This is a genomic window from Sorangiineae bacterium MSr12523, assembly GCA_037157775.1.
GTDB lineage: Bacteria > Myxococcota_A > Polyangia > Polyangiales > Polyangiaceae > Pendulispora > Pendulispora brunnea.
This window is the reverse complement of sequence record CP089982.1, coordinates 4,848,752-4,867,002: the sequence shown is the minus strand read 5'-3', so window position 1 is coordinate 4,867,002 and position 18,251 is coordinate 4,848,752. Positions and strand designations below refer to the sequence as shown.

Annotated in this window: 9 protein-coding genes; 2 read left to right on the top strand and 7 right to left on the bottom strand. The window is 66.1% G+C overall.

The features are described 5' to 3' along the window. Positions 1-11 precede the first annotated feature (11 nt). Entirely contained in the window at positions 12-3,839 is a 3,828-nt protein-coding gene (locus tag LZC95_18935; protein ID WXA98884.1) for a M36 family metallopeptidase, read from the bottom strand. Positions 3,840-3,947: 108 nt separating this feature from the next. Next, positions 3,948-7,736: a M36 family metallopeptidase gene (locus LZC95_18930; protein ID WXA98883.1), complete on the bottom strand. Its 3,789-nt coding sequence runs from the start codon at positions 7,734-7,736 to the stop codon at positions 3,948-3,950. Positions 7,737-8,121: 385 nt separating this feature from the next. On the opposite strand from LZC95_18930, the gene LZC95_18925 reads away from it, so the two are divergent. Continuing rightward, the gene (locus LZC95_18925; GenBank protein ID WXA98882.1) at positions 8,122-9,882 is read left to right on the top strand and encodes a serine/threonine protein kinase; all 1,761 of its coding nucleotides are present in this window, start codon (positions 8,122-8,124) and stop codon (positions 9,880-9,882) included. A 12-nt stretch (positions 9,883-9,894) separates the two neighbouring features. On the opposite strand, the gene LZC95_18920 is transcribed toward LZC95_18925, so the two are convergent. Beyond that, positions 9,895-11,646, bottom strand: a complete 1,752-nt coding sequence (locus LZC95_18920) for a L,D-transpeptidase (protein ID WXA98881.1) — start codon at positions 11,644-11,646, stop codon at positions 9,895-9,897. 51 nt (positions 11,647-11,697) lie between these two features. Between LZC95_18920 and LZC95_18915 the strand changes: the two genes are divergently transcribed. Further along, positions 11,698-12,138: a response regulator gene (locus LZC95_18915; protein WXA98880.1), complete on the top strand. Its 441-nt coding sequence runs from the start codon at positions 11,698-11,700 to the stop codon at positions 12,136-12,138. On the opposite strand, the gene LZC95_18910 is transcribed toward LZC95_18915, so the two are convergent. From LZC95_18910 to LZC95_18895, 4 genes are all read right to left on the bottom strand, one after another. Next, positions 12,135-12,413 (bottom strand): hypothetical protein, encoded by a 279-nt coding sequence (locus LZC95_18910; protein ID WXA98879.1) that lies wholly within the window; start codon positions 12,411-12,413, stop codon positions 12,135-12,137. The two genes, LZC95_18915 and LZC95_18910, sit on opposite strands and share 4 nt — an antisense overlap. A gap of 12 nt (positions 12,414-12,425) precedes the next feature. Further along, on the bottom strand, positions 12,426-15,023 hold the full coding sequence (locus LZC95_18905) for a tetratricopeptide repeat protein (GenBank protein WXA98878.1): 2,598 nt from the start codon (positions 15,021-15,023) through the stop codon (positions 12,426-12,428). 20 nt (positions 15,024-15,043) lie between these two features. Then, positions 15,044-16,477, bottom strand: coding sequence for a VWA domain-containing protein (locus LZC95_18900; protein ID WXA98877.1), 1,434 nt, complete (start codon positions 16,475-16,477; stop codon positions 15,044-15,046). Positions 16,478-16,697: 220 nt separating this feature from the next. Beyond that, positions 16,698-18,191, bottom strand: coding sequence for a hypothetical protein (locus tag LZC95_18895; protein ID WXB00356.1), 1,494 nt, complete (start codon positions 18,189-18,191; stop codon positions 16,698-16,700). Positions 18,192-18,251 lie beyond the last annotated feature (60 nt).

The following is an 18,251-nucleotide window of genomic DNA, read 5'->3' as shown; positions in this document are numbered from 1 at the left end:
TCCTAGACTATTTACAGTTTCGCGCGCCGGCGCAGGCCGAGGAGCATCATGAGCCCCGCGAAAAGGCCTACACCTGCGCCTCGCGGCAACGCTCCTTGGCCGCCGGGCGATACGGCGCACGAACTATCGCTGTTCGTATACCGAGGCGGCACTCCCTGCGGACCGGAATCCGCACTCCCCCCGGCGTCCGTCCCGGCATCCTCGGTCGTGCCCGAGTCGAGCCCCGCATCGGTCCCCGCGTCATGGCCGGGATCGACCCCGCCCTCGCCCGTCCCGGAATCGCCCATCCCGGAATCGGTGCCGCCATCGGTGCCGCCGCCGCACACACCCTTGTTGTCCGTCACCGATGGGAACGGCAGATTCGTAATCCCGGTCACCTTGATGTCGTCGATGTCCCAGCCCTCGGCCCCTGCCGCGCCGTCCGTCCCGATTCGGAAACGAATCTTGATCGTCTTGCCCGCGAGCAGCTTGCCGAAGTTCAGCGTCTTCGTCTCGTAATTCGGATACCCCGGCGAGGTCCCAGCCCATGCCTTGCGACCACGAAGCGCATTGCCGAACTCCGGGTTGTCCAGGATCGTCTGCGGGTAGCCCGGATCGACGAAGTGCGTGACGTCTTCCCAGGTTGCGCCGCCGTCCTTCGACACCTCGAGAACGCCGCCGTCGTAGAACGTCGGTTCCGCATCCTCTTCGAACTTGTAGCGGTGATTGAATGTCAGCACCAAGTCGTCTTGTCCGACGACCAAGTCCGGTGACACCAAACGCTCGTCGGTCGGCGTGCCCAAGTCGTCGCCATGCCACACGTGCGTGAATTGGGCCCCCTGGCGCGACCACGACGTGACCTTTGGCGTATCGTCGGCCGTCGACCAAGCCACCTTGGTGCTCTCGGCGTCGTCCGTCGTCGACGATTTCTCCACGTCGTCGTAGTTGTAATTGAGGTCCACCGTACCGGTGACCGTCTTGTTCACCACGGCGGCATCGTTCTTCAGCGTGATGCTGAGCGGAATGTGCCCCCGCGCCGTCTGGCCCGCCGCGGCGCGGATGGGGATCGACAACGTCGCATCGCCCAGCGCGTCGATGGACTCGACGGTTCCCTCGTCGCCGATGGTGATGCCTTCGGCGGTCGTGGTCACACTCACCTTGGTTCCCGCCAGCGCCGAGAAGCCGGTGTTGCGCACCGTCACCTTGATCGAGCCGCTCTCGCCCGAGTCGAGGATGCCGTCGTGGTCGCACGACGTGCCCGAGTCATCGAGCGTCGCGCCGAGGAACCCGAGATCGCCGCCCATCTCCGTACTCTGCTTGACCTCGTTGAGCGTCGTCGAGGTCACCGGCGGGGCCACTGCCCCCACACCGAATCCGCGCTTGGCAAAGCCGCGCGCAATCGCTTCCAAATCGTCTTTCCGTCCCGTCGCCGCCACCGCCGACAGGATCGCATCACGCTGCTCGATGAACGTCGGCTCGACGGGCGTGATCTCCATGCCGGACACGATGTAATCGGCCATGCGGCGCTTCGTCTCCTGGAAGGAGCGCCCCGCGACCTTTCCGGCCGCATGCAGGTTCACATACCCCTCGAACAACGCCTGCGCCCAAATCTCGCCGACGTTGTGAACCTCGTTCATATCCACGCCACCGCTGCCGAGCGGCGCGCCCGTCGGAAGCTGCGAATTCTTCGCGACATGCTTGAACGTGAACGGATTCTGCTCGAAGAGCGTCGAATACGGCGCACGGCGGATACCGAAGTAGCCGGTATTCGCCCCCAGGCCTGCCCCCGCATATTGCGCCATCGGGAAAGCCTTGCCCTCCAAGGTGTCCCCTTCTCGAATGACCATCATGAGCGCATTGAAGTCCGCCCAGCCTTCGCTCATACCACCGCAGGAAGTCGACCCGCAGCTGACGAGTCGGTGGTGCAGGTAATGGCCCCACTCGTGCGCAATCACCGTGTTGTCGATGGTGCCGTCGTGCAGGATCTCCTCGCCGCGGTTCATTCGACCGGTCACCGAGCCCGGGGAGGCCCGGAGCTTGTCGGTGAGGAGCTTGCCGTCCTCCGCGCTCAGGGTGAGCATGGGAATCTTGATGTCCGCCGCACCGCCGTCGGGTGTCGACGGACTCACGACTTCGTGCGCACCAATGGCACCGTTATTGATGATGACGGCTCCAATGGCTCCCGCCGCTTGCGCGTTCTGTGTGCGCACATAGAACGTGCACGCGGCGCTGCGCTCCATCACGACGATCTTGTCCTTCACCTCGGCGGTGTTGGTGATCGCCTGGCAGCCATCACTCGTGGGCGCCGTGCCATCGTTGGCAATCACGAACGCGACTTCCGCGGAGCCCGCAGCCGGCAGCGTATAGACCTGCGGCCCGTAAGCAGGCGCCCCATAACCGTCCGTAAACGCCGTGGTGGGGCTCGCGTCCAACCGACGATTGGGAATGCCCGACCACACGAACATCTGCATCCGCGGCGACGTTCCCTCGGCGAACGTCGTCATGTTCGCGTTGTTCGATTGCCCGTAATCGGCACCGTCCTGCCCTTCGGCGCGAATCGGATCGCCTTCCTTGCCGCCGCGGCCGAAGTTGGACAGCTGCGCATTGCCGGCCGCCTCGTCGAAGCCCGAGTCGTACCAGTAATCGTGCAGCCAGTTGTTCACGTAGAACAGATCGGTGACCGCAGCTTTGATCTGATCGTCGTTCTCGTTCGGCTTCTTCGTCACATCGTACGTGCGCAAAAACTCGTGCGGCGCCGTCACATCGGGTGCGATGTCCTTGTCCGGATCGTATCCATCGCCTTTGCCCGTGGGCCGGCCGGCATCGAGCTCGTGCGTGTCGCTTCGATCGCTGTACGCGCGCACGTTGTTTCCGAATGTCGTCGTGGCGTCCGCCGCCAGCCACGGATCCGGCTTGCCCTGCGGGTTCTTGTTGAACCCTTCCATCGAAATGTCGTTCGGTGCCCGGAACGCGGGCAGCTTCTTGTCCGGCGTTCCCGACGGATGCGGCGAGTAATCCTGGTACGGGCCGTCCATCGGAATGTTGTTCTGATCCGTCTCCGCCCAGACGCGGTACTTGAACGCCTCGTGGGCCGTCAGCGACGTCTTGTAGAGCACGCGCCCATCGTTCGCGGCGACCGCGTACCCGAAGCCCTCGTTGACCCGCGAATCCGCCGATCGCGAGAGGAACTCCACGTAATACGCCGGCGTGAGCACATCGCCTTCGGGCACGAGCACCCGCTTGGCCGTCGCCTGCAGAATGCGCGGCGCATTCACGCCCGTGGCCACCTCGTACCCGCGCAGCTCACCGCCATCGCGCGATCCGAGATCGCGCACCGAGCCCGCCAGCGGCTGGCCAAAGTGCCCTGCGTACACGTTGGCCAGCGTCTGCTCCGGCGAGATGGAGAACTTCATCGCCTTGACCGCGTGCGTCGCCCCGCCCTCGCGGTGCAGCGTGGACGACGCCGAGACCAGGTTTTTCGCCGCATCGACCACCACGGTCGCACGCGAGCGGAACACCTCGATGCCGTTCACCGACTGCGTGAACTGCACCAAGGCGCCGCCGCCGGGCAACTGCCGCGACACGCTCACCGCCGCATCGCGCACGGCAGCCTCGTGCAGACCGAACAGCGAAGCGTGCCGCGACAGATGAACCCGCGCGGCCGTTTCCGCGTTCACTTCGAGCTTCAGCGGCGCGCTTGGTGCAGCCCCCATCACCATGCGCGCACGCCCCGTCCCATCCCGCGAAACGACGGTACCCAGGGGGGTATTCTTGAGCGCATCACGCGCCCCTTCCTCGCCCGTGCCAACCGTGGTGGGCGCCGCCTGCGGCGCAGGCGAATCGTTGATGCTGGCACACATGGGGAGAGCAATCAGCAAGGCTCCCGCCGCGGTTAACAAGCCTGCTCGCGTCAGATAGGACCGCATGTTTCGTTTTTCTCCGGGTAACTCGAAGGGTTCAATCCGTCGTTACATCGCACCCGTACGCCGACGGCGGCGTACGAGCATCAGCAAACCTGCGAACAATCCCCCGCCGATGGCCCCGCCTGTCTTGCCTGCGCTGCCCGTGCCCACCGCCCCCACCGCGCACGACGAATCGTCGTTCGTGTGGCGCGGCGGCGTGCCGGCGTCATTTCCGGCATCGGTTCCGGAACCAGCATCGGTCCCGGGCGCAGCATCCGCGGTGCCCGCGTCGGTCCCCGAATCCGTTCCCGCGTCGGTGCCGCCGCATACCTTGGTGGTGTCGTCGACGACGGTCGCAAACGGCTTGTTCGTAATGCCGCTAAAGGCAATATCGTCGATATCCCACCCCGGCGCGCCAACCCCCGGATCGGTCACCGTACGGAAGCGCACCTTCACCGTCTTGCCGGCCAATGAGCTTCCCAGATTGAGCGACACGGGCACGTAACTCGGATATCCGGCCGACTCCGCAACCCAGGCCTTTTGCCCCACCAGCGGATTGCCCGAGGTCAGCGCCCCGCCGTACGCCGGATCGACCAGGGTCGAAATGTCCTTCCACGTCGCGCCACCATCGTCCGATAGCTCGAGCACGCCGCCGTCGTAATACACGGGCGCGGTCGTGCCGGACTGCGGTGCATATTCGAACGAATAACGGTGTTTGAAATCGATCTTGAATTCACCGCTGGCCGCGACGACCAAATCCGGCGAAACGAGCCGCTCGTCCGTGGTGGTGCCGATGTCCTGCCCGTGCCACGCGTGCTGCGTCGCCGTGCCTTCGCGCGACCACGCGTGGTAGTCGCCGCCATCGTGGCCGAACGTCCACGCCACCTTTTCGCTCTCCACGTCGTCCGTGGCCGACGTGTTGGGCGCATCGTCGTAATTGTATCGCGTCTCGAAAGCCGTATCTTTCGTCTTCACGAACGACGCGTCGTTCGCCACCGTCACGGTGATGGGCAACGTCCCGCGCGCCGGGGCATTGGGGCCCACCGACACGGTGAACTTCACCGTGGCCGTGTCGAGCAGCGGCGCAATCGAGGCAATCGTCTCCGAATTGCGGTCGAACGTGATGTTCGGATCGGACGACTTCACCGACACCTTCGAGCCGGCGAGGGTAAGCCACCCGACATTCTTCACCGTCACGGTGAACGTGCCCTTCTCGCCCGCATCGAGGTGCCCGTCGTGGTCGCACGACTCGGTCTCCTCGAGCTTCGTCGTCTGCAGGGCCACGTTGCCCACGAAGCTGAAGTCCTCGGTCATCTCGTCCAGCGACTCCGACGACGTGGGAGGCGCCACCGCCCCTGCGCCGAGGCCGCGCTTCTGGAAGCCTTTTGCGATCGCCTCGAAATCGGCCTGGTTGCCCGTGGCCAGCACCGCGGCCAGGATCGAGTCGCGCTGCTCGGTGAATGTCGGCTCCACGGGCGCACCGCGCATGCCCGCCACGAGGTACGTGGCAAAGCGGCGCTTCTTCTCCGCAAAGGTCCCTTCGTTCTTCAGCACGTTCACGTAGGCCTCGAAGAGCGTCTGCGCCCAGATCTCGCCCACGTTGTGCACCTCGCTCGGGTCGACCGAGGCCACCGCCAGCGGCGCCGTCGTCGGCAAGGTGGCGCTCCGGCGCACGTGCTGGAAGGTGAACGGATTCACCGTCAGGCTCGTGGAATACGGCGCGCGACGGATGCCGTAATAGACCGATCCCTCGGGCGCGATGCCCGCGCTCGCATACTGCGCGGCCGGCCAGACGGTATCGTGCACGTCGTCGTTCTCGCGCACCGCCATGAAGAGCGCGTTGAAGTCGCCCCACCCTTCGCTCATGCCGCCGCACGACGCGGAGCCGCAATTCACCAAGCGGTGGTGGATGTAGTGGCCCCACTCGTGCGCCACCACGGAGTTGTCGATGGTACCATCGTGTTTCGGTGCCTCCGTGCCGCGCGACATCACCGTCGCGGTCACCGGCCCCGAGCCGAGCTTCGCCTTCAGCGCGTCGCCATTGCGCTTGCTCACCGTGAGGATGGGCAGATCCTTCACGTCGTTCTTGATGTCGTCGGCCACCGCGCCACCCAGGCCCGGCGCACCCACCGCATTGTTCACGAAGATGACGCCGATGGCCCCACCCTTCTTCGCGTTCTGCATTTTCAGCGGGATGGTGCACGCCGCCGGACCGCCGCGATCCACGATGGCGATCTTGCCGGCGACGTTGGTCGGCTGAGCGCACGCGTAGGTCGGCGTGGCCGAACCATCGTTGGACAGCACGATCTCTTTGCCCGCCGGCAGGTCGAAGGTCTGCGCTGCGTACGTGGTCGCCGCACCCCACCCGTCCTCGAAGGTCACCGCGGGGTTGGTCTCCAGCTTGCGCTTGATGGCCGGCGCCCACACGAACATCTGCATGCGCGGCGAGCGCCCATCGGACGGCGTCGACATGTTGGCGTTGTTAGCCTGCCCGAAGAGCGCACCGTCCTGCGCCTCGGCGCGGACCGGATCGTTCCCCACGCCACCGCGTCCGAGGTTGTCCGTCTGCGCATTGCCGGCCGCCTCGTCGAAGCCCGAGTCGTACCAGTAATCGTGCAGCCAGTTGTTCACGTAAAAGAGCTGCGTGACCGCCGCCTTGATCTGACGATCGTTCACCTCTGGCTCGGCGTGAATATCGTACACGTCGCTGAACGCGTTGCCCGTGGCCGTACCCTCGATGTCCACGCCCGGATCGAACCCGTCGCCGATGCTCGTGCCGGCGTCACCCGTCTTGTGCTGATCGTTGCGATCGCTGTAGGCGTGCACGTTGTTGCCGTGGGTGACCGTCGCCCCCGTCGGCAGCCACGGATCGGCGTGCTTGTTGAAGCCGTCGATCTCGATGTCCACCGGCGTCGCGAACTCCGGTTCCGCATTGCTGGGCACCGGCGCGCCCTTGTAGGGCACGGAGCGCACGTACGGTCCATCCGCGGGCGTGTGACTCCCGGTCGCGTCGGCCCACACCTTGTACTTGAACTTCTCGTTGGCCGTGATCGAAGCCTTGTAGAGGAGCTTTCCGCCCACGGCATCGACCACGTACTCGTAGCCGTCATCCTCCGAGGAGCCGGCCGCGCGTCCGATGAACTCGACGTGGTACGCCGGCACGAGCGCGTTCGCATCCGGGAAGAGCACGCGCTTTGCCGTCACGTCGAGCAACCGCGGCGCGTCCGCCGCCGTCGTCACCGCATAGCTGCTCGCCCCGAGTTCGCGCACCGCGCTCGACGGAAGCGAGCGCCCGAAGTGCGCCGCGTACACATTGGCCAGCGCCGATTCGGCCGTCGTCGGGAACGCCACCGCCTTCTTTCCCGCAGCCCCGGGGTGCAGGTTCGATGTCAGCGACACGAGATTTTTCCCCGCACCAAGAAGCACGCTCGCGCGCGCATGAAACACGGGCACGCCGTCCACCTGCTGCGTGTACTGAACCAGGGTGGCACCGCCCGGGAGCTCCTGGGTTGCTGTGAGCACCGCATCGCGCACCGCGGCATCGTTCAAACCAAGAACCGCGGCATGGCGGTAAAGGTGCACTCGTGACGCGGTGGCCGCGCTGAGGCCCGATGCGGGGGACTGCCCCGCGGATTCGCCCATCACGAAGCGCGCCCGCCCCAGTGCATCGCGGGTCACCACATGGCCGAGCGGCGCATTCGCCAATGCCGCACGTGCGGCGTCTTCATCACCCGGATTTCCTGCCGGATCAGGAATAGAGCCCGTCGACGACGTGTCTTTCGCGCACATCGGAAACGCAAAGAGCATCGCGCCCGTAGCAGCCAGCGCACCAATTCGGGTCAAGTAGGAACGCATAGTCCATCCCCTCCAAAGTAGTCGTATGTGTGAGCGCTCCACGCGCGCACACGTTCGCTCGAGCGGCCCATTTGGCCGCTACGCACCTTTCGGCTGTTTCACGAAGGCTTCGTCCGGAGCACCCGGACGGGCCGCCCTAACGCGCTTGGTGGGCGCAAAGCGCATTGGGCCCATACTGAACCGTAGGGCTCGTAGCACAGGTTGAGTCCGCGGTTAAGCCCCTATACTTCGCCTCGGCAAAAAAGACGGCCTCATTCGCGGGTGCGGCCTACGTCGTTCCTGCATCGTTAGAAACGGGGAGCGGCTTGGGGTCGTGCGAAAGAAGTGGTCTAATGGGCGTCCCAGTCGCCACACGGCAACCGGACGAGCGAATCGGACGCAAGACATGCAAGGCCCGGACTTCGAGGATCCCTTTGACTTGGTTGGGGATGTGCTCGACGGCCAGTTTCGCGTCGATCGATTCGCGGGCGAGGGCGATTTCACGGTGGTCTACAAAGGCCACCACCTCGGAGTGGACGCTCCGGTTGCCATCAAGTGCCTGAACGTCCCGCCGACCCTCGACGTCGCGCTGCTGGAGCCGTTTCTGGAGAGCTTTCGGGACGGGGCGCGTCTGCATTACCGACTTGCGTTGGGCAACTTGCATATTGCCCGGAGTATCGCCTTCGGTACGACGATGGCCCCGCGCACCGGGCAGTCGGTCCCGTACCTGGTGCGCGAGTGGCTCGAAGGGTGTTCGCTTGCGACGGACTTCGCGGAACGCGCGAAGGAAGGGCTGCGTCCGCGCTCCATACGCGAGGTCATCCAGCTGCTCGATTCCGCGGCGGAGGCCCTGGCGTACGCGCACCACCAAGGCGTCGTTCACCATTCGATCAACCCGCGAAACCTGTTCGTGGTGCCGACGGTCGAAGGGCGCATCGTCAAAGTGCTCGACTTCGGCGTGGCCAAGCTTCTGAACGAGCACTCCGTTTCTTCGGTTTCGACGATGACCTCGGGGACGAGCGGGCTGCGGGTCATGTTTCCGAATTACTCGGCCCCCGAGCAGCTCGATCGGCGGTTCGGCACACCGGGGGCGGCCACCGATGTGTATGCGATGGCGTTGGTGATCTACGAAGCGCTCTCGGGCTCGCCCGTGGTGCCGCCCAATACGCCGGTGGCCGACGTGCTGAACTCGTTCCAGCCGGGACATCGGCCGACGGCAAAGAGCCTCGATGTGCCGATTTCGAGCCACGTCGAGGCCGTGCTCACGCGGGCACTCGCGCTCGAACCGGCGGTGCGGCACGGCAACGTGGGCGAGTTCTGGCGCGATCTCCGCGGCGCGGCGCGCGAGGACTCGAGCATCAAGATCCGTCCGCGTGCGGCGTCGTTGAGTGGGATGAGCAGCGGGCGCGCGTCGGGAAAGTCGGGCAAGGTTAGTCGGCCGCCGCAATCGTCGCGCCGGAGCCTGCCAGCCGCGCGGGTGCCGGTGAGGTCCACGCTCGACGATACGGATCCGGCCATCTCGCGAGCTCCCGTATCGACGCCGTCGGGGATGTCGACGGCATTGGGGCAGGCCCCCCTACCCGAGCGCCGCCTCTGGCTTTTGCCCGCGATCGCCGGTGCTGCCCTTGCCGCGTCTGCGCTTCTCTGGGGCGCCGTTCTCTTCTGGCGGGCGAATCCGCCGCGTCCCCGAGCCGCGGCCGCCGCCACCGCCACGGCGCTGGCCTCGACGGTGCCCTCGGCCGAGGTGCCCGCGCCCCCCGCGTTGAGCGCGGCCCCGGTCATCGAAGCCACCGTCGACGCCGGTGCTGCCGTGGCGAAACCCGACGCGTCGTCCACGTCTTCCGCGGCGTCCACGTCTTCTGCGCCGGCGGCCCCGCGCCCCGCGCGCAAGCGCGAAAGCTTCTCCCGCGAGGAAGCTACCCGCGCCTTCGACGACGTCGCCGCCGATCTTCCAACGTGCGCCGTGCCGGGAGGCCCCCGCGGTCCGGGAAGCATCCGCGCCCGCTTCGACACGGATGGCACCATCCTTCACGTCACCTTGAGCCCCCCGTACGCCGGTACCCCCGTGGGCAACTGCATCACACAGCGCTTTCAGAACGTCACGATCACGCCGTTCGCCTCCACCTCGGTGGCGTTCAACTACGTCTTCACGACGATCCAGCCGTAGTTCGCGGAAGCCTTACTCGTGCAGCACCACGAGCGTCCCCTCGCGGTCGCCCGCCGAGAAGACGCCGTGCCAGCCTTCGGGCAATTTCGGCTCGACCCAAAAGAACAGCGTGCGCGCATCCACCGGTGCGAGGTTGATGCAGCCGTGGCTATGCTGATGCCCGAATTGCCCGTGCCAGAAGGCGCCGTGGAGGGCATAGCTTCCCTGGTAGTACATGACCCACGGCACGTCCTCGATCGAGTAGGGCCCCACGCCCGCCACGTCGCCGTCCATCGTCGCGGTCACGTGCTTTTCGCGGATGCGGAAGCTTCCCGAAGGCGTCGCGTAGTCGTGCTCTTTGTCGTACGCGTTGTGGCGCCCCGACGAGACGTACGTTGCGAAGACCGGCACGTCGCCCTCCAGCGCCACCAAGATCTGGCTCGTCAGGTTCACGTCGATCCATTTCTCGGTCGGCCCGACCTCCGCCGGACGCGGGGACGGTTTCACCTCGGTCACGTCGCCGCCGCGAACCCAGAAGCCTTCGGTGGTCTCGCGGAACGTCACGCCGCCGTTCACGAAGGTGGCGCCCGTGAGGCCGGTCGCACGCCGCCGCGGAAGCGCCTCGCCCCACGTCACCTTCTTTTTCTCCTGGTCGATGACGTACTTGTGCGCGCCGTCGAAGCGAACGAACCCCACGCTGTACTTGGAGCCTTCTGCGCCCGCATCGCCAACCTGCGCGGCCGCGGGGGCCGGCGCACCTGCATCGGCGGCCCCACCCGGCTCGGGCGTCGACCCGAACCATGTCCCATGAAAATCCGTCATGGGCTGCTGCAACATGATGCGATCGAACGGCACCGCGAGCCCGCCGGTGGTCCGCCACCAATGCGCATTCGCGGCTTTGAAATCCTTGTCCAGCGCCAGGTAGAAACCTCGCACCATCCGCCGCACGAGCACACCGCGCCCGCGCAGCTCGCCGAGTGCAACCTGCGGCTTTCCGCCGTCCGTCTCCTTCATGAACCACGGCGTAGCGGATGCCGAGGCGGCGGCCGCCGCTCGCTTGTTGCGCGACGGCGGGGGTGGGGGCGGCGGCGGTGCAGACGACTCCTCCGTCTCCTCCGAGGCCGTGGAGTCCCCGCTCGAGCCACTCGACTCGTCGGCCGCGGGTGCCGCAGGCGCGGGCACGAGCCAGGGCTCGTACTTCTTGCGATCCTCCAGCGAAAGCACGCGCCGGTAGAGCGGAGTTCCATTGGTCAGGTTGTACCCGTACCGGTATGGAAGGCCCGAGCTCAGATCGGGGCCATTCGGGGCAAGCCGCACGCGCGGATTCTTCAAATCGAGCGTCGCCGCGCGGCCGCAGACGTAGCCGCCCTGCACCAGTTCGTACCAGCCTTCGCTGCAGCCCTCGTTCATGACCGGCGGCAGGGTGAGCACGGGCACCTTGGCCCCGTGCCGCAAATACCCAATGCGAACGCTCGGCTTCTCCCCGCGCGGTGCGCCCCCATCCGAGTCGGGCCATGCCGGCCCGCTCAGCACCGAGGTGACCATGTTCATCGCGCCGATGCGCGGTCCGTCGTAGGTGCCCGCAGCCCACGCCGCGTGTGCGCCCTCGCGGATCTTCTCGCGCTGCTCGGCCGACAAGCCGGCGTCCACCACCGCAGGCGCGGACTCCGCACTCGCCTCCGCGCTCGTCTCCACGGCGCTCGGTGCAGACTTTTGCGCGCATGCGAGCAACAAGCCTGCACAGGCGACGGATGTTGCCGCAGCAACTCCAACGGAAAATCGCACGCTCGCCCGTCTCGGTGGCCTCTTCGCCATACTGGGGCGGATGCATAGCAAATGGCGCGCAGAAACCAAGCGCGCTGGGCTCGCATCGGATTTTGGATGGAGGGAGCACCGCAAGATCTCGGAAGAGGTCGCCTCATCCTTCACGTCGACGACGACCGTGACACGAACATGCTCTACGCGAGCTACCTGCGTCGGGCCGGCTTTCGCGTCGCCGCCGCACGCACAGGTGTGCAAGGGGTCGAGAGAGCCCTCGAGCTTTCCCCGGCACTCATCTTGATGGACCTGGTGATGCCGATCACCGATGGCTTCGAAGCGACACGTCGTCTCAAACACCACGCCCGAACGCTCCACATCCCAATCCTCATCCTGACCGCGCACGCCTACCAGGGCCCCATTCGGATGGCCGAGCAGGCAGGGGCCAATGGCTTTTTGCTCAAGCCGGTCGAGCGCGAGATGCTCATCGACAAAATCGACGAGCTGCTGGTCGCCTAACCGCCGCCCTCGCTCGCATCTTCGGCAGCCTTTGCGTCGCCCGCATCCTGCGCGTCGGCGCCCGCGTCGCTGCTGCCGGTTGCATCGCGCGTGGTTGCATCCACTGCACCGGGGACGCCGCCCGTGCCCGGATCGTCCGGGTCATCGTACTGCGTGTCGCTGCGCGGCGCCTTCAGCGCGTCGTCGCTGCAGCCGCCCATACCAGCAGCGACGACGCCGATGCCCAGCAGGCTCGCCACCAGCATGACGACGAAGAGATGCACCGGTCGTTGCACACCCGGAGTTTACTACGGAGTCTCGCCTCCGGACACCCGTTCGCGGACACGGTTCGGATACATCGAGGGCGAGAAGCGCTTGGCGATCTCCGCGTAACGTTCCGTTGCAGCCGTCTTGTCGCCGGTCTCCCAGAGAACGTCCGCTAGCCCCAACAGCGCCGGATAGAACGACGGATTTTCCGCCAGCGCACGCCGGTACGCGAGGATGGCCTCCTGCTTTTCGCCCATGGCGCGCGCCACGTCACCGAGCCCGGTTTGCGCTTCGAAGTTGTGCGGATCCTTTTCGGCGACCTGGCGATAGAGCGTACGCGCCCGCGCATAGTCTCCCGCGCGCTGCGCGTTGACGGCCTTGTCGTAGTTCGACTTGCCCTCCAACTTGACCGGCGTCGCCCCCGGCTCTCCGGCGGCTTCGGCACTCGCCTCCGCTGGCTTCTCCGTCTTCTCGGTCGTCTTCTCGGTTTTCTCCGTCTTCTCGACGACCTTGTCGGTCTTGGACGGCCCCAACTCGATGACCTTCGCCGGCGTCGCCGCCACGGGCTCCGGCCGGCGATCGACTGCGCTCGTCCCCACCGACGGCGGCTCCGCGGGTCGATCGTTCACCGCCACGGGCGTCGGCGCAATGGGCGTCGGCGCAGGCGCCGGTGCCACGGGCGCAGGCTCACTCGTTGCCGTAGCAACGACCTGCGGCGGCGGCGCGGCCGGTTTCGTCTCCTGCACCTGACTCGCGGACGCCTTCGCCGGTGCATCCACGGCGGCAGCGCGCGAAGGCGGCCCCTCGCGTCCAACGACGAGAAGCACACCGACCCCGAAGCCCGCGGCCGCAATCAGCGGGAACCACCACCGCGGAAAGCGGCGCTCCTGCTCGTGCATCAAGGGCATGCTCGCGGAGCTCGAGGAATCGCGATCGTCGAGCGACGGTACCGAGTAGCGCGGCGCTTCGTCGGACGGGATCTGCGAGCGCATGGCCTCCGAAAGATCCGGCCCATCACTCTGCGATCGCGAACGCACCGGGAGACTCGGCGGCGGCATCGGCAGCGCGTTCAAGTCCAGATCCGACTGCCCCACGACATTGCGGTAGTCACCAAAGTTGCCACTCGGCTCCGGATAGCTGGCTTGGTCCGGGTAGGCCCCGGGTTCTTCCTGCCAGGCTCCGCCACCTTGTTCTTGCCAGCCTTGCGGCCGGAAGCCGCCCTGATCGCGAACCCCCCCCTGCCCTTCGTACGCGTAGCCCGGCGGAAGTGGCGGCGGCACGGGCATGGGCGGAGGCGCCCAGCCTTGCGCGATCCGTGCGGCATGCGCCGCGGCCGCGTGCGGTGGCGTTTGGTTCGCGGGATACGCCTCGAGCAGCGCCTTCTCGCTGCCCTTCATGAAGGGATTCACCGGCTCGTTCAGCGCCACCGGTACCATCGGCTGCAGCTGCTGTATGGGCATTTGCTGCACGGGCATTTGCTGCATCGGCGGCATCTGCTGCGGCGTTTGGCGCGGCGGCATCTGCTGCGGCGTTTGCCGCGGGGGCAGCGCAGGCATATCCGCCACGCTCGCCCAGCCGTCGTCCACGTTCTGCGCTTCTTGCTGCGCGGCCATGTCCACGGGCTGCGGCGACGCGCCGCGCGGTGGCATGGGGAACGGTACGAACTTCGATGTCGACTGAAGCATCGCCGCCCAGATCGCATCGACCGAGTCGAGGCTCGGCTCGCCCGACGGCGACGGCGTCGCGCGCGGGCGCATGGGCGCCGCCACCGGAACGGGCGGCAGCGGCTCGAGCCGCGCCGGCGCCGCGTTCGCGGCCCTTCCCGGGTGAAGTCCCGGTGAGGTTCGCGTCTTGGTCAGCGGATAGAGCCCTGGACACGTCGGCGACGCCGACGCAAAGCGGGGCAGTCGACGCGTGGGCGGCGGCTCATGGCTCCCCGGCGCCCCCTCACCATGAGGAGGAGGCGACCAACGCGGCTTCATCTCATTGTATCCGTACGTCCGGCTGGGAAGCTGCGGAGCCGGTGCTGCAGGCGCAACCAGCCCCGGTTTCGTCCCCGAAGGCCCCCGCCCGCCGTGCGGCCAATCGGCATCGAGATCGTTCGCGGCCCTCGGAGCCGGCAGCTGCGGATTCGCCGGCGGTGCAAAAAGCCCCGCCGGCGTCGTTCGCCGTAGCCGCACGCGCCCGCGCGGCCCCGAAGACGGGACCGGCGTATTGCGCAGCAGCGCCGCGCCGCTCGGAGCATCCCCGCTCGCCGCCACCGATTTCGCCCTCATCTCGTGCGCACCCTGACCGGCGGGCGAAAAGCCGCCCAGGTTCGTCGTCCGCACACCGGCCGCGGCCATCACATGCTGCGGAAGCGGAATCCCCGCCAGCGTATTTTGATACGGCGAAGGCGTCCCCCTCCCAGCGACGCCCACGCCCATCGCCACGCCCGCGCGGCCTGCGACCACGTGCCTTTGCGCGGCGGCGAACGCCTGGCTCGGCTCGAGGTCGCAGGTCGAGACACGCATGTGCTCTTGGTCATCCTCGCCCTGCTCGTTGCCCATGAGCGCTTCCTGCAGCTCGGACAAGGAACTGAAAACCAATTGGTCTCCAGTCGGTGTGACGATCACCCAGCGGCTCTTGCGTTCTCCCATGTTCGATGCATTGCGAGAGTTCACTTCACGACGATGTCCTTGCAGCCCTGCAAGATGTCGATCACTGCCCCCGTATCGGTCTTGATCGAATCGCAGGTCGCCGGACACAACTTCACCTTGCTCGGCGTCTGACCGGCATTGGGATCGGCGTCGTAGAACCAGCCGGGCGCCGTCGCGCATGCCGCTTCATTGGGCACGTTGGGCACGATTTGTTCGGTCCCCGCGCCAGACGTCGATTTCACGTTCACCTTGCTGTAGTCGGCGACGCCCGCCTCCGGTGTCGGCAAGACGAATTCGCACGGAAGCGAATTACCGCGAATCGTACTCAACGCTTGGAGCAGAGCCTGCGATGCATTCGATTGATCGGTATTGATGATGAATGCCGTGTCCGACCCGCCTGCTTTGGCAATCAGGTCGAGATTCGGTTTCGCCTGCGCTTCCTCGCTTTGGGCGAACACACCGATGACGTACGTCTTGATGCCCCCCTCGAGCGCCGCCGCAGCAATCGCCGAGATATTGGTCATATTCTGATCGCACCGCGTCGGTAGACCGTCCGTCACGAAGACCGACACGATCTTGTGCTCCGGATGCGCTTCGTGCTGCGCCTTGGCCATGTTCTCCAGGCCTTGGAGCGCCGCCGACGTGGGCGTGTATCCATTCGGGAAACGCCCGCTCAGCGATTGTTGAACCGCCGCCGCTGCCCCGGGCAATTCCGCGAAATCAATCGCGGGTTTCGTATAGTCCGGAACGTTGCAGCTATCTTCCGAGCGGTAGCAATAACTTGCCACCATGGGATCGCAGGCGCCGTAATCGTATGTGGCGGTTTTGCAATCCGCATCCGTCTTGCATTTGAATTCGCCTTCTTCGTGGCATTGCCCGAGCGGAACGCTGCAGGTGACCCCTTGGGGACAATCCGCATCGCTCGTGCAATAGTCGCCCTTGGCGTCGTTGCATGCTTTGAGAACGCAGGGTCCCTGCGCACCGCACTGAGCGCTATCGGTACATCGATTGGGCGTGTCCTGCAGGAAAAGCGGGAAATATTGGAGCCCGATGCTCATGCCGACCGACTTGGCGTCGCCGACGAAGGCTCCAAGTGCCCTTTTCGCCGCATCCCATTTGAATTCGCCCGCCTGGGTGCGAAGCCACATGGACCCCGACGAATCGAGCATAACGGCCATGCTAAGTGGAACGGGTTTGGCTCGTTGGGTGTCGGCTGCGCATGCGGTGAAGCCGGAGTCGTATCCTCCGCCTCCATCGCCACCGCCGCCGTTCCAACCTCCGCCTGGGTTCATCCCTCCGCCTCCGCCGCTGTCCTGCGTCACGCCAGGACCACCCGGGCCAGTCGGACCATTGCCCGACGAGTCATCCCCGGATGACCCACAGGAGGCGACGATGCCCCCTGCCGCGAGCATGGCGACGATCGCGATTTTCCCCTTCTCCGCGCTCTCTGCCATTTTATTCCCCCGCCCCGAAAGGACGCGATCTCGCGCCGCTCCGCTGGCTCCTTATGTGGCCTTCGCCGGGCCCCTCGCCCCCTGTTCACAACCGCGCCTTTGCGCGTAACGAATGGGTTGGCTCGCTGAACGAGTGCAACCCACTCCTCCGTCCGATGCTGCGTCCCCAATGTAGGACGCAGCAGGAATCGGAATACGTTATCGCGTGGGTGATCGGAGACTACGAAACCGCGACGCCAAGCAACTGCGCGAGCTCGTGAAGCACGATATCCAGGCGCCTCTCGGGTCTCTTCAGTTCCGCGTCGAATTCATGCAGCGCTTTGCTCAGCATGAAAACATCCAGTAGGAGCGCGACCTCCGCAATATCGGCGCGCAAGAACGACGCTGCGGCCGTGTTCTCGAGATACGCGCGCATGAACGCGGCGGAGACCCACGTGTACCATTGAATGGCCCACGGAAAGACGGTCCCGCGATCGGCTTCGCGCACGACACTCGTGTCATGCAATGTAGTGAATGCGGCGTGGTGGAACGAGTGAACCATGCTCGCCACATCGCGCAGAGGTGTGCGCTTGCGGCGTCGCTCGGACAGCGCGCGCGATCGGTCGCCCTCGAAATCCACAATGACAACGTCCTTGCCGGTGTTGAGCACTTGGGCAAGGTGGTAGTCGCCATGGCATCGGATCCGCAGGCTGGTGAGCTTGCGCGAAAGCACCGGCTCGAAGCGCTTTAGCAAATCGCTTTCGCGCGCCAAAATGGCGGCGGCGGTCTGCGCTTGGTATGGCGTGAGGTGCGAGAGCTCCGCCCGCATCGTGCGCAGAACCGTGCCCGAGAGGTTGCGCAAGCTCTGGTAAACCGAGCGCCGATCGAAGGACGAAAACGGCTCCGGTGCGAACGCCGGATCGTCGGGCGACGACGCGAGCGCGAGATGCAACTCCGCCGTGCGCTTGCCGAGGTGCGCACCGACATCTTTGTAGGCACCAATGAGCTCACCGACGTTCTGCGGCATGCTCTCGAACGCAATCTCGAGCAGCGGGCGCGTGGGCGCCTCGAGGGTGTCGATCTCGCGCCCGAGGGTGAGCGCGCGCTCGTAAAAGCGGCGCAGCTCCTCGCGCGCGTGAGACCACATCGTGCCTTCGTGCTGCACGAAATATTGCAGCACGGCCAGTGTGGTGCGATCGCTCCGGCCGGTGCGGTACTCGAGATCGCCCGCGACGCGCGGCACAAGCTCGGTCGTGTGCGCACCGACGAAGCGCCCCACCTCGATCTCGGGGCTCACACCCTCCTCGAGGCGGCGGAAGAACTTGAGCACGAAGCGATCGTCGAAACGCCACGTGGCATTCGGGCTGTCGACGCTCACCGGGCGCGGCTCGCCCGCGTCGGTCCCCTGCTCGGAGAACGACGTCACCAGCTCGCCGAGCCGCCCGCGCTTTCGCTCGCTGCGGACGATGGCCTCCGCGAGCGCCTGCGCCGGCACCGGCAGCTCCAGGGCATCGACCAGGAGCGTGCGCGAACTCTCCGTGGCCGATGCGCGCAAGGTCGCGATGATCGCATTGTGCGGCACCCGCGTCGCATCGCTGGTGAGCACCTCGGTCCAGACCGAGAGGGGCAGGACGTACGTATCGGGATCGCCCTCGGCGTATTCGATTTTGACGAAGACGATGCCCACGCGCCCGCCCTGCAGCACCACGCGCTCGGTGATGCGGCACGATGACATGACGCGACCGCGCCCCTCGTACCAGCGCCGCGTTTCGAGGAAGCCGAGAAGCACCTCTTC

Excerpts from the sequence above, each read along its gene's own strand:
- LZC95_18925 (WXA98882.1), top strand. The coding sequence starts at position 8,122 with ATGCAAGGCCCGGACTTCGAGGATCCCTTTGACTTGGTTGGGGATGTG.
- LZC95_18935 (WXA98884.1), bottom strand. The coding sequence starts at position 3,839 with ATGTGTGCCAGCATCAACGATTCGCCTGCGCCGCAGGCGGCGCCCACC.
- LZC95_18930 (WXA98883.1), bottom strand. The coding sequence starts at position 7,736 with ATGCGTTCCTACTTGACCCGAATTGGTGCGCTGGCTGCTACGGGCGCG.
- LZC95_18905 (WXA98878.1), bottom strand. The coding sequence starts at position 15,023 with ATGGGAGAACGCAAGAGCCGCTGGGTGATCGTCACACCGACTGGAGAC.
- LZC95_18895 (WXB00356.1), bottom strand. The coding sequence starts at position 18,191 with ATGTCATCGTGCCGCATCACCGAGCGCGTGGTGCTGCAGGGCGGGCGC.
- LZC95_18915 (WXA98880.1), top strand. The coding sequence starts at position 11,698 with ATGGCGCGCAGAAACCAAGCGCGCTGGGCTCGCATCGGATTTTGGATG.
- LZC95_18900 (WXA98877.1), bottom strand. The coding sequence starts at position 16,477 with ATGGCAGAGAGCGCGGAGAAGGGGAAAATCGCGATCGTCGCCATGCTC.